The following is a 13,070-nucleotide window of genomic DNA, read 5'->3' as shown; positions in this document are numbered from 1 at the left end:
GTCGATTTAGCGGTATTGGGCAATCGGTCCCCGCGTCAGCTTTCTTCCGGCTCAAATTTGCCTTCAATTTCTCTGGCTTCCCCGAGAGCGGAAGCAATCAGGCCCGCGGGTATCGAAACGATACCTAGGCCCACGACCAACAAGAGTGTCGTAAAAACTTTCCCGCCCACCGTGACCGGATAGACATCGCCATAGCCAACCGTCGTCAGGGTTGCGACGGCCCACCACAGCGAATGGAATACCGACGCAAAGGCTTCTGGCTGAGCCTCGTTTTCGAAATAGTAGATCCCCACTGCGGCCAAGAACAGCAGAATCAACGCTGCGAACGCGAACAGAATGAACTCTTCCCTGGCGATCAAAAAGGCGCGGTGAAACCGGGCGACGGCGCGGTTGTAGCGAGCCAGTTTGAGCAACAGGACCAGTCGGAGCAGACGGAAGGCTCGCAGTGCTCGCAGATCAAAGCCCATCGACAGATAAAAGGGCAGAATCGCCACCAGATCGACGATCCCGTAGAAACTCTTCGCAAACTGAAAGCCTCCCCGGTAAAGCCGGATCACATACTCGATGGTAAACACAACCATAATGAAATCTTCGACATACTCCAAAAACGCCCGCGTGCGCGGCTGCAGATTGGGAAGTGTGTCGATCGAAAATTGCACCAACGAGATGCAAATCAGAATTTGCATCACAAGATCGAAGTGCCGATTGGACTCAGCGGTGACCGCGTCGTCACTAGATTCGCTAGTCATTCAGAGCTCAGATCGAGAGTGGTCGATAGGGTTTGGCGGAAGCAACGGGCATCAGTCCCGCCGTTGGCTGGGACTAATGTAGCGGTCCGGCGGGTGCCAAGCAGAGGGCATGCAGCTACCCCAGGCCGGCATTGATTGCTCCGGCATTGATCGCGCCGGTGTGGGGGCGATCAAAACATTTGACTCTGGCGGGCGTCGCGTAGTGTCCCGCCCTTGAGGGTTCCCGGCCTTGAGGGTTCCTGCCCTCGAGGATTTGACCGAGCCCCGGCTTACGTGCCCAATTTTACCTCGTGCGCGGCCCCGCCGACTTGGGCGTCTTTGACAACGACCGTCTCGGCTGCGTCCTTGCCGGCTTTGATCAAAAACGTCTTGCCTTTCGGAGCCCCGGGAACAAAGGATTTCCCTTTGACGCGGACGGTGTACAGGATTTCGCCGCTGCCGGAATCGACGACCTGGACGACGGGTGAATCGACATCAAAGGTCAACTCTCCGAGTTTTCCCCAGGACGGCGGATTGTAGTTGTCGAATTGCGAGATAGTGCGTGGCCACCCCGGATACTGTTTGGCCGACGGATCGGTCACGTCAACGTTGCGGGGCCAACATTCCATCGTGATCTCTCGCGTTTTGGTATTCAGACGCACGATCCCAAACCCAGCGGCCCGGGTGTTCAGCAGGTTGCCCGCGGGCTTTTTATCGGGGTTGGCGGCTGCGTAGTTGGTCACTTTGTTGTCGAATCCGTCCAACAGATCCCCGGTGTAATCGGGGCTGCCTGGTTCCCGGTTTTGTCCCGGCTGCAGCGGTTCCCACCAGCGGAGATAAAGGTTGGCGATCGAGGGGACACAGAACGACCAGATCGCGTCGCGGTGTTCATCAACGCCATGATGAAAGATCGTGGCCAGGTGTTGGTCACCGGCGTAGTGAAAGGCGAATGCCTTGCGAAGTGCTTTGAGTGCGAGGTTCCGACCTGTTTGTGGCCAACCATTGGAATCCATATCAGCATGCAAGCGACCGTTGGCAGTGCCGTGAATGTGAGCACCACCGCAAAAGATGGTTTGCGAAAGAGCGACCTTCAGCTTGGCATGGTGCCAATCCTGGGCCCAGGCATTTAGAAAGTCCAGTTGCCGCTGGCCCAGCAGCACAGCACCGGCAACATCCACACTGGCCGGATCGTAGTCTGGATTACGAATGTGATCGGGCCGCGGCCCCTGTTTGGGGACACGGCCAGCCGGACCGGTTTTGAATTTGCGGTCTTCTAGAATGGCAAAATCGACATTGCCCCAATTCAAGTTCGTAAAATAAACACCGATGCCCTGACCAATTTTCCGCGGGTCCACTGGATCGGGAAAGTGACTGGTCTGTGCGCGTTCGACTTCCTGCACATAGACGCCGGGCTGGGAATAACCACCATCGGCAGCGCCGCTAAGCGTCGAAATCTTTCCGCTCTCGCCCCACAAATTGGGCTGGCCTACGTCATGGTCATCGGGCAGAGAGAGGGTCGGTCGGTCTTTGATGATTTCACCAAAGTCGCGTCCAAATTTCAGCCAAGCGGCGTAGTGTTTGTTGTGGTCATAAACTTGATCGCCCGAGAAAAACAGCACGTCGGCGTCGACCTTGTTCACATTGTCGATCAGATCTTGGCGTGAGATATCGCCACCATGAGCGGGCTGAATCGAGTTGCCGGTGAACCCGGCGACGACGATCTCGTCCTGATCCACGGGGTTCTTGCGAACCAGCCCCTCGTATTTTGCTTCGGTTCCATGCAGAACGCGGTAGGGATAGGCCTGGGTGTCATCCCAGTTCTCGACGCGAAACGGCGCGGTCCAACCGGGTTCAATCACCTTTGTCGTTGCAACTTCCACCCACTGGCCGTCTTTCTGGATTTCCAAGCGAGCAGTTTTGGGGTCGCTGGAATCAAGCGGATAAAGCTGGGCGGTCAGTTTCAGCGTGCCATCGCTGACCGTGTACAGCGCAAAACAAATGAGTTCGCTTTTTTCGACCTCGGGAATCGTCAGCACCGCGCGGCCGGGTCGCCGTTGGCGATTTTGCTGTGCCAAGGCCGGAGAACAGGCCAACAGCAACACCAGGCAGCACAGAACAAGTCGTTTGTATTTTTGTAAATTCATTCGTTTACATATCGAGCGGAGTGGTTCGTCTGTCGTGGTTCGTCCCGTCGAAGATCATCCGTCTTTCCGGCGATCCGTTTCGCTGCAGTCATGCCGTTGAATGAGCGACCTGACACGTGTGTTTGGAAGTTGCGTTTTTATCACAACCCGACGCGTCAGCGAGCGATCTAGCATGGTAACGGAATCCCTCGCTCACACGTTTTGAAGCTGCACTTTTACGGTAACCCGACGCGTCAGCGAGGGATTTAGCATAGTAACGGGATCCCTCGCTCACGCTTCGGGTTACCAAAAACCAATGCCCCACGCAAAAGCGCTGGCTTCAAAACTCACACGTCGGGTGATGAAAACCCGATCTTTCGTCTGGACGACAGCACTAGTGTAGACCGGCGGCCGAGCGTTCACAGCCCTAGATGGCTAACCTGGTCCCGCGGCTTGCTGACCGCCGGTCCGCGACGTGGCCGCGTCGGTCCGGCCTGGTTGCCGCCAAATCAACAGCAGATACAGGGGAATCAAAAAGTGGGGTGCCCGCAGCACGGCTTCGTGCAAGTATTGATCAGCCCCCCAGTAGTTGAGCCCCCAAGACATGCCTGCGACCGGTCGGGCGATGGCGGTCAGAAAACCCCAGACAGTGGCATAACACGCACTGGCACGACGCAGAGAGGGAATGCAGATTCCGATGCAAACCAAAAAATCGAGCACACCGGCGATTCGCAGTAGGGTTTGTGTGGTTGGATACTCCACCCCAAGAATCACGGACGTCATGGCATGAAAATTCCCAGGCGTCGGCCACAATCCAAACGCATAGCTGCCATGACCGGCGAAGGTCAGGATCACTGCGATGATAGCTGTGATCACCGTGATCCGATGACGCACGCCAATCGACAGCGCCATCACCAGCAGAATTGGAATCAGCATCTGGCCGCCATGTTCAATGAACATCGGCAACTGGTATTTCGAGGCGACGTATTTGGCGTAGCACAGCACGGTCAGCAACCCGCTACCAACGACCAACCCGGACATCTGAATCCAGGCCCCTTTGCGGACGGTCAGGGTCAACACAGCGCACACCAGGTACAGCCACCAGATTCGGGCAATCCATTTCTGCACCAAACCATCGTCAGCCCCCGTGCCGACAAAATCGTCCCACGTGATGCCAAACCGGGTCGCCAGGTCATAGGTGGCGTCTTGCCAGAGCAGCACGCCATAAGGGCCTTCCCAATAGAAATGAACCCAAGCCCAGCCGGCAAAACAAAGAAATGCACCCCATCGAAGACAAGCGAGTGGCAGTTTGTCTGGTTTCGGTTTATCCACGGTTGGCCTGAGAGAGACACTGGCATTCAATTCAGCGCGGCTCATTCTATTGCGGCGACGTTCTGCTGCAAAGCGAATCTCGTTTCAGCCGTCCGACCGTGACAGACAACACAGCTACTGCGGCGACAAGCTCAAACCATGTTTGGAAATCGACGCGGCGAGCTGGCGCTGTAGGTCGGCTTTCGTCGCGGCGTATTCCGGATCACCTGCCAGATTGCGTTGCTGCAAAGAATCGGTTTGCATGTCGTACAATTCCGCGGATCCGTCTTGGTAACTCATCAACGCCCAGCGACTGGTCCGCAGCAAAAAATGACGCGTCTTCTTTTTTCCGTCGATCGTGATTGCCGCGTCTCGAACAGTGGCCGCGGGATCTGCCAAGACGGGGACCAAGCTCTTGCCCTGACATTCGCTGGGGGTTCTCAGCGACATCAAATCACAAACGGTCGGGTATAGATCGACCAGCTCGACTAACGATTCGGAGTGCTGCCCCCGTCCACCCTGCTTCCTTCCCTCGGAAACTCCCCGGCGAATGATCAAGGGAACCCTGGCGACTTTTTCATGCAGATTGCTTTTCTGCCAAAACGTGTGATCGCCCAAGTGGTAACCATGATCACTGGTAAAGATCACGGCGGTCGATTCGCTGAGCCCCAGTTGATCAAGCGCATCGAGTACCCGCCCGACCTGGGCATCCATGAATTCGACGCTTGCTCGATACCCCGACCACATGCGTTTTTGGTTGAGGGGATATCGACTGATCCCGTTTTCGGCAGATCGACTCGATGCCAGCCCGGCGCGTGGAATGCCGCTGGTGCCCAGATCTTGGTTCCAGGTCACTGGCAACTGCATCGATTCAGCTGGGTAGTGATCAAACAGGGCCTGGGGTGCCACCATCGGATAGTGCGGACGGACCAATCCGACTGCCAAAAAGAAACGCTGACCTTGAAATCGCTTCAGCAGTTCAATCGCTTTGGTGGCCGATTTGAAATCGGGTTGTTCGGTCGCATCCCCGTCGACTTTGACAGTGACAAACGGGCGGTGCGGGGTACCGGCGCCTTGCCGGCCTTCCATCGCCGTGGTGAACACATTTTGATTCAGGCATGCATAGGCGCCGACCGTGTGAGCTTCATCGCCTTGTGAATTGAATCGTTCCGTCCAACACTCCGCGACGTCCTGTCCATTGGTTCCATCGACGATGTCGCCGGGGACACGCATGTGAAAGATCTTGCCGACTCGAAGACTAGCGATGTCAGCGGCTTGTAGCGTTTCGCCTAACGTCGGGCAGTCCCCATCGATGTAGCGCGAACGCATGAACGACTTTCGCGACGGAGCGCACCAAGTCCCCTGACAATAGGCGTGATCAAACACCATCCCGGCGGCCGCCAAGCGATCCAGGTGTGGTGTTCGAGTCACTGCGTCGCCGTAGCAACCGAGTGTGTCGGCACGCAGATCGTCCGAGACAATCAGCAACACATTCTTGATCGACGACTCCGGATCCACACCAACACCGTCGGGAGCGTCGGAGAACAAGGGACCGCGTCCCAACACTCCACACCACAGAATCACGGCGATCACGGACAGCTTCGACGTTTGCATTTTGAACGTTCTCAATCAGCGTAGAGGGCGGGGCGAGGGTGCGGCAAACTCGGCTGATTGATGCGGGCGATCGAACGACAGCTTACCTGGCTGGGCCCAGCTACGGGAAACGCGGTCTCTTAATTTTTGATCTCTGGCATTTGGGCATCATAGGATTGCCAGCGGTTCATCAGCTCCTTTAGCTTAGCGGTCTCGCTCGCGGCCAGGTTGCGTTGTTCGCCCAGATCGGCGGACAGTTGATACAACTCGATCGGTTTGCCTTTTCCAGGCCGCACGACTTTCCAGTCGTCGCTACGCAGTGCCTGTTTGCCGCCCGGCATCCGCCAAAAAATGGTTTTGTGTCCTGCCGCCATCGGCTCGTCGATCCATTTCAACAGACTGATACCATCGGCGTTCGGATCCGGTGGCAACCCGGCTAGGTCAAGTGCGGTCGCGGCGATATCCAAGCTGAGCACGGGTCGTTTTTCAGTTACGCCGGCCGGCAGACGTCCGGGCATGGACCAGACCATGGGAATCCGAACGCCGCCTTCGTACAGGCTGCCTTTGCCATCACGCAGCGGCGCGTTGCTGCTGGTCAACTCGGCGGTGGGGCCACCATTGTCGCTTAGAAATACGACCAGCGTCTGACGTCGCAACCGATGTTCGTCGATCGACGACGTGATCTGGCCGACGCCACGGTCGAGTGCGATCAACATTCCGGCAAAGATTCGTCGCTGTTCGTCCGGGATCCGCTGCATCAGTTCACAATCAGCCAGCGTCGCTTGCATCGGACTGTGAACCGCGTTGTAACACACCATCAAACAAAATGGCGATGATTGATTCTGCTGGATGAAATCGACGGCTTCTTCGGTGATCGCGTCGGTCAAGTAACGGGTTTCGGTGATCACGTCGGTGCCCCGCAGGATCGGGTTGTCCTGGTCATACGCAGGCTCGCTGATCCGCGCGTAATTGCCACGAATCAGATTCCCCTGACGCACCCGCTGCCCACTGGGCAATCGGTTGTCACGCACCATGGTCAGAACGTTTTCGAACGGTTCGTTTTCAACCGCCAGTGAATCTGTCGGCGAATCTGTCAGCGGTGCCTGCTCAGGCAGTGAACCGGGAACGTAGAAGTGGCCTTCGTGCAAAAAGCCATAAAACGAATCGAATCCACGTTGCAGTGGATGCATCGCTTCGGTGCCGCCAAGATGCCATTTACCGACCAGACCGGTTTGATAGCCGGCGGCGCTCAACCGACTGACAAACGTGGTTTCGCTGGTCGGCAGTCCCGCATCGGGCAATAGATTGCGTTTCCCTGTCGGATTGATGTCGTAGCCAAACCGAGATTGGTAGCGTCCGGAAACAATGCCCGCTCGGGAAGGACTGCAATAAGACGACGTGACGTAGCCCGCGGTGCAACGAACCCCACTGGCTGCCAAGGCATCAATGTTCGGCGTTGGAATTTCACGGTTGCCCATCATCCCGGTTTCTCCATATCCCAAATCGTCGGCAACGATGACGACCAGGTTGGGACGAGAGACACCAGCAGGGTCGTCACCCCAGGCCAACTGGACCGAAACCAATGCCAGCAAAAGGCCTAAGACATGACAGCAATACGGCATGGTGTGAAACCAGCGATGAGAGGTGGATCAGCGACTTGCGACCAAGATCTGGCCGACAAACAGCCACACAAAGGTGAACAGGATACCAAACGTAGTGTGCATCAGATCGATTGACACGGAACCATCTCGGTTAGCGGTTGAACGATAGAAAATTGGACCTCCTTGGTCAGTGCAAAGCGCATGCCTGTCACCGGAGTCAGGGGCAACGGACGACTGCAAACGCTCACTTTTATTTGCCGGCCTTCGTGACCGAACACTATCGAAAGTGTTGCCGCTGGATTGCAATCGCGAGAGGAAAAATGCGTGATGTGGGTCACAATCCTTCCGAACGTCGGCATGGAATCGGATCAGTGAATCTTTTTCAACTTGATCGACTACTCGGGTCTGGCAAAGCTTGCCGACTGCGATCGCTTTTCCGGTGTTTCATCTGTTGGCGATTCTTTTCGCACCGCTCATGTGAGTGAACGAGGGCGGTCGAATCAGATCGATGAGAGGTGTTGTCTAGAAACGCCACCGCAAAACTCGTTTATCGGACACTTCATGTCGGCCGACCTGATCGACGAAACGCCCGCAACGCCCGACTTCACACGTGATATTGGTGCGATCTTATTGATTGCGCTGACGGTCCTTTTGACAGTTTCGTTGGTCACTCGCAACGCCGCAGATCCGGTCGGCCAGCCGTTTTGGCCGATCAGCTTATTGCACGTGCCCGACATTTTGGAGTCACCGGCTGAGGAATCGATCACCAATGCCTGTGGTTACTGGGGTGCGCTGATTGCATCGGCGATGATGCAGTCGATGGGATTGGCATCGGGATTTGTGGTTGCAGCGATTGGCGGCACAGCGATCGCACTGCTGCGCCGCGGGCGACTGAACGCCCCGGTCCTACGATCGCTGGGCGGAACATTGATCGTGTTGGCGGTTGCCACAGCAACCGCCATGGCGCCGGTCCGCATTGACGGTGCCCCGGTGATCGGTGCCGGCGGGGTGTTGGGCGCGATGTCATCGACTTGGTTGCTGGCTCATTTTAATGCGCTGGGCGCTTGGATCCTGACGTTGACCCTGTTGACGATCGGTGTGTTGTTAACGACCGACTACGCATTGCTTTATGCGAGTCGAAAGATCTTTGCCGGCAGCGCGGAAGTCTCGCGTCGGGGCATGAAGCGTGCTGCCGAGGCGATGCCACCGATGATGCGGCGCAGGCGGCAACCGTTTGACGCCGTCGAAGCCCCCTTTGCCCCGCCGGCGGAGGACGAATCTGCCGATTCCGTTGTGGCATCGGAAGCAAGTGACGCAAACACTGCGGTGGCCGAACAGGACGACGACAGTCAGACACAGCCCGTCGAGCCCCGTATCAAATTGCGCGCCGTCAAACGTCGCAAGGGAGGTGGCGACGCAAACCAAGATCCGGTTGATGACCCAGGCAATGGATCCGTTGCGGTAGCCGAGACCGCCGGTGAAAGTGATGACGGCTACGAATACGAGGACGATGATTCCGATCCAGTGGACGACACCTCGGTGACTCGCGAGATCGAAATCGATGACGAAACGGTCACGCTGCGCAGCGACCAAGGTCATGATGTGCCTGGGCCGAAAATCCGCTTGCCCAAGAAGAACAAATCGGATGACGAATTGCAGCAGCTGTACGCGGACGTGGTCGAGGTCGCTCCCTCCACCAGCGAAGACTACCATTTGCCGAGGATCGATCTACTCGAAGCAAGCGACGACATCAACTATGACGAACAGCTGAGCGAAGTCCGCCGCAAGGCCAAGATCTTGGAAGCTACTTTTGCCGATTTTGGGTTCAATATTCGCGTCGTTGAAATCGAAACGGGTCCGGTCATCGCCCAGTACGAAATTGAACTCGAGGCCGGGTTGCGATTGAGCAAGATCACGGGACTGGCCGAGGATTTAGCGATCGCGTTGCGAGTCCCCAGCGTGCGGATCGTGGCGCCGATCCCTGGCAAGAACACCGTTGGGATCGAAGTCCCCAACGAACAACGTCAGGTCGTGCGACTGCGCGATGTGATGGAAGAATCGGACATGCGTTCGCTAAAGATGAACATTCCGGTCTTTTTGGGCAAAGACGTCTCGGGCAATCCGATGGTCGTCGACTTGGCCAAGATGCCCCACCTGTTGATTGCCGGTCGAACGGGTACCGGTAAAAGTGTTTGTTTGAACGCCATCATCACCTCAATCCTGATGGCCTGTCGTCCGGATGAAGTCCGGATGTTGATGATCGACCCCAAGATGGTCGAACTGAGCGGCTACGGAAAGTTGCCGCACCTGATGCACCCGGTGATCACCGACATGCGCAAGGCCGAAGCGATTCTGGCTTGGGCGGTTGAGAAGATGGAAGAACGGTATTCGTTGCTGGCCAATGTCGGCGTTCGGCACATCAACAGCTACAACGATTTGGGCCGCGAAGAAATCCTGCGGCGTTTGGAAGTCGAACCGGAAGACGACAACGGCAGTGTTCCCGACAAACTGCCGTTCATTGTGATCGTCGCCGATGAAATGGCGGACCTGATGATGACGGCCGGGAAAGACGTCGAGCAGCACATCATCCGACTGGCACAGAAAAGCCGTGCGGTCGGGATCCACTTGATCTTGGCAACTCAAAAACCGACCGTGGATGTCATCACCGGTTTGATCAAAAGTAACTTGCCGGCGCGATTGAGTTTCCAGGTGGCCAGTAAAACCGACAGCCGCGTCGTGCTGGATGAAAACGGGGCCGACAAATTGTTGGGCAACGGCGACATGCTATTCCTGTGGCCTGGGACCAGCACGCTGATTCGTGGCCAAGGCACCTACCTGTCCGATGAAGAGATCGATTCGGTATGCGCCCATTGTGCGATGGGCGAACAGAACTTTGTCGGCGAACTGATGAATCTAAAGGTCAGCGACGAAGAGGGTGGCGATGCACCGGCACTTAACGAAGAACGCCCCGACATCTACGAAAGCGCGGTTGAAGTCATTATCCGCGAAGGCCGCGGGTCCTGTTCGTTGCTGCAGCGGCATCTAGGAATCGGATATGGACGGGCTGCCAAGCTGATCGATTTCATGGCCGAAGACGGGATCGTCGGTCAATACAACGGCAGCAAGGCGCGCGATGTGATCCTGACCATGGAACAGTGGCACGAGATGCAGGGGCTGGATCCACCGGAAAACGACGATGACGACGAAGACGACGCTCCGTCAGCCAAGTCCAGCCGCGCGATCGCGGCAGCCGAGGCGGAGGAAGAACCGGCCGATGACGGTGAAGAAGAGTACGAAGATTGGGACGAATGACCGCCGCGGATCAGACGAGTTTGCCGTCGATCAGTTCGCGGCGATCGTCCATTGCGGCCGCTAGCGAGTCGCTGTGGGTCACACAGATCAAAATCGCATCGTGTTCGCGTTGCAAGTTCTTCAGCACTTCGGTGACAGATTCCGCAGTGCGGCGATCCAGGTTCCCAGTCGGCTCATCAGCCAGCACCAACGAAGGGCGCATCAACAGCGCTCGGGCAATGGCCACTCGCTCGCGTTCCCCGCCCGAAAGCTGGCTCGGCCGATGCGACCTGCGCTCTCCCAAACCCACCGCATCGATCAATTCGCCGGCTCGCGCGGCCTGATCTTGGTCGGCGACACCGGTTGCCAGTGACGGCAACAAGACGTTTTCGATCACCGACAGCTGGGGCAACAGATGGTGGTCTTGGAAGATGAAACCGATTCGCTGGTTGCGCCACCGCGCGATCTGATTGTCGTCGAGTGCAAACGGGTCTTCGTCATCTACCTTGACGGTGCCGGAATCCGGTCGGTCGAGCGTTCCCAGAATCTGTAGCAGCGTGCTTTTTCCGCTACCGCTGGGACCGACAATCGCCAGCGACTGTCCACCGGACATCTGCAACGAAACGTCGCGCAGCACATCCAGTGACCCCGCGGGCGTAGGAAATGACTTGGACAGATTTTGGACGGTCAAGGTAGTCATGAGAGCGGTGTTATCCCGTCAGCGCAAGTGTCGCCAAACCATAAAACGTGTATTCGACATCGGCGGTGTGGTCCAAAGCAAACCCGGTGAATCCGCCGCCGGCGGCCTGCATCGATTCGGCATAGCGGTGCACCGCGCGGCGGTCGACGACATCACCGGCTTCCAAATCCCCCAGCGTGATCATCCCCGTACAACTGCTCAGTAGATCCGCAAACGGGATCCGCGTGTTGGCCGTCAATCCACCCTCGTCGGATTGCATCTCGGCCAGAAAATCGATGGTCGATTCGCGATCAACTTGGTCGAGCCGCCCGAGTGTCTTGAGGGTACCGATGGCGGCGGCGGTGGGATTCACCCCGGCGCGTTTCGCCGCCCGAATCTCCAGGTAACCGCCATCGGGATGTTGTTGTGCCTGTAAAAATCGCAATACCGCGTCGGGGTTCTGGGGTTGGCGTCCCATCAATTCCAAGCACAGCACTGATAGAAACGTTTGATAGGTGCTGCCGGCGCGGCCGTCGATGCTTTTGGCAAACCCGCCATCATCGGTCCGCAGTGATTCCAACAGCGCCGCGACGTTGTCAGCCCAATGGGTGTTGTCATCGTCGATCACGACAGCGCCGACCGCCATTTCGCAAATCGCCGCGGCAAAGATCAACGAGATCAAATCGATGATGCCTTCGCGTTTGTCCAAGCGGGTCTTCAAGAACGCTGCGGCGGCGTTGCCGACAGCGGGTGTCAATGCATCCAGAATCCACAACCCACGCAAGGCAAATGCGGTGTAGTAGGGATCACTGTCCCCTTCGCGACCGGCGAAACCACCATCGTCACGCTGCTGCGCGATCAACCACTGGGCGTGGGTGTGGCGCAGTTGGCTGTCCAGCGCCGATGCCCCGGCAGCCAACCGCAGCGTCAAATCCTGCAGGTACGAGAGCACTCAGCTAACACCGGCTGGATCGAAGTAATCGGGCGCGTTGCCGTCTTTCCATTTGATGTTACAACCCAGCGAGGCGCGTTGCTGGTCGCTGGGAGCTTGCCCGGCCAGCACCGCATCAATCGCCGCCCGCAGGTCTTCACCGGTCACTGGAATGTCGGTCTTGGGACGCGACGAATCCAATTGTCCGCGATAGACCAGTTTTTGGTTCTCGTCGAACAGGTAAAAATCCGGGGTGCACGCAGCAGCGTAATCGCGCGCGACCTGTTGGTCGGCGTCGACCAGGTAGGGAAACTGGTATCCGCGCTGGACTTTTTCCTGAGCCATCGCCTCGGGTGAATCGTCGGGATAGACATCGGCGTCATTGCTGTTGATCCCCACCACCGCGACGTCTTTTGCCAAGTAATCGTCGGACAGCGATTTCAACTGCTCGGCGACATGTTTGACATAGGGGCAGTGATTGCAAATGAACATCACCAGCAATGCTTTCTTGCCGGTCAAATCGGACAGGCCGACCGTGCCACCTGCGCATTCGGGTAGCGAGAAATCGGGTGCCTGTGTGCCCAAGGGCAACATCGTGCTTGCAGTTCGAACCATTGAATCGAGCAGTGGTTGGAGTTTGAAAGGGGGTGGAATTAAATCGGCGGCAACGTCACACGCAGGCGACGAAGTTACGTTTTCGCGTTAGGTAGTTTTGATTCGTAACCCAACACGTCAGTTTTGAAGTTGCGTTTTTCATCACAATCCGACGCGTGAGTTTTGAAGTTGCGCTTCTACGGTAACCCGAAGCGTGAG

The 13,070-nt window shown here is 57.1% G+C and carries 9 protein-coding genes; 1 reads left to right on the top strand and 8 read right to left on the bottom strand.

The window, feature by feature from the left end:
• Positions 1 to 35: 35 nt before the first annotated feature.
• From NHH03_RS27185 to NHH03_RS27165, 5 genes are all read right to left on the bottom strand, one after another.
• Positions 36 to 749 carry an ion transporter gene (locus NHH03_RS27185; RefSeq protein WP_253161508.1) on the bottom strand — a complete coding sequence of 238 codons (714 nt, stop codon included), beginning with the start codon at positions 747 to 749 and terminating at the stop codon, positions 36 to 38.
• Positions 750 to 1,018: 269 nt separating this feature from the next.
• Complete coding sequence (locus NHH03_RS27180) at positions 1,019 to 2,872, bottom strand: hypothetical protein (RefSeq protein WP_253161507.1); 1,854 nt, start codon at positions 2,870 to 2,872, stop codon at positions 1,019 to 1,021.
• Between the two features lie 414 nt (positions 2,873 to 3,286).
• Positions 3,287 to 4,228 (bottom strand): hypothetical protein, encoded by a 942-nt coding sequence (locus tag NHH03_RS27175; protein ID WP_253161506.1) that lies wholly within the window; start codon positions 4,226 to 4,228, stop codon positions 3,287 to 3,289.
• A 69-nt stretch (positions 4,229 to 4,297) separates the two neighbouring features.
• Complete coding sequence (locus NHH03_RS27170) at positions 4,298 to 5,776, bottom strand: sulfatase (protein WP_253161505.1); 1,479 nt, start codon at positions 5,774 to 5,776, stop codon at positions 4,298 to 4,300.
• A 119-nt stretch (positions 5,777 to 5,895) separates the two neighbouring features.
• A complete protein-coding gene (locus NHH03_RS27165; RefSeq protein ID WP_253161504.1) occupies positions 5,896 to 7,377 on the bottom strand; it encodes a sulfatase-like hydrolase/transferase in 1,482 nt (493 codons plus the stop codon).
• 540 nt (positions 7,378 to 7,917) lie between these two features.
• Here NHH03_RS27165 and NHH03_RS27160 point away from each other — a divergent pair.
• A complete protein-coding gene (locus NHH03_RS27160; RefSeq protein WP_253161503.1) occupies positions 7,918 to 10,668 on the top strand; it encodes a DNA translocase FtsK in 2,751 nt (916 codons plus the stop codon).
• A gap of 10 nt (positions 10,669 to 10,678) precedes the next feature.
• On the opposite strand, the gene NHH03_RS27155 is transcribed toward NHH03_RS27160, so the two are convergent.
• Genes NHH03_RS27155 through NHH03_RS27145 form a run of 3 tightly spaced genes read right to left on the bottom strand, consistent with a single transcriptional unit; the run spans position 10,679 to position 12,872 of the window.
• Positions 10,679 to 11,347 carry an ABC transporter ATP-binding protein gene (locus NHH03_RS27155; RefSeq protein ID WP_253161502.1) on the bottom strand — a complete coding sequence of 223 codons (669 nt, stop codon included), beginning with the start codon at positions 11,345 to 11,347 and terminating at the stop codon, positions 10,679 to 10,681.
• A 10-nt stretch (positions 11,348 to 11,357) separates the two neighbouring features.
• Positions 11,358 to 12,278, bottom strand: a complete 921-nt coding sequence (locus NHH03_RS27150; RefSeq protein ID WP_253161501.1) for a prenyltransferase/squalene oxidase repeat-containing protein — start codon at positions 12,276 to 12,278, stop codon at positions 11,358 to 11,360.
• Entirely contained in the window at positions 12,279 to 12,872 is a 594-nt protein-coding gene (locus NHH03_RS27145; RefSeq protein WP_253161500.1) for a thioredoxin family protein, read from the bottom strand.
• Positions 12,873 to 13,070 lie beyond the last annotated feature (198 nt).

It is taken from the genome of Stieleria tagensis, assembly GCF_024129865.1.
Classification (GTDB): domain Bacteria; phylum Planctomycetota; class Planctomycetia; order Pirellulales; family Pirellulaceae; genus Stieleria; species Stieleria tagensis.
Note: the sequence above shows the minus strand (reverse complement) of the source record. Positions and strands in the feature narration are given on the sequence as shown.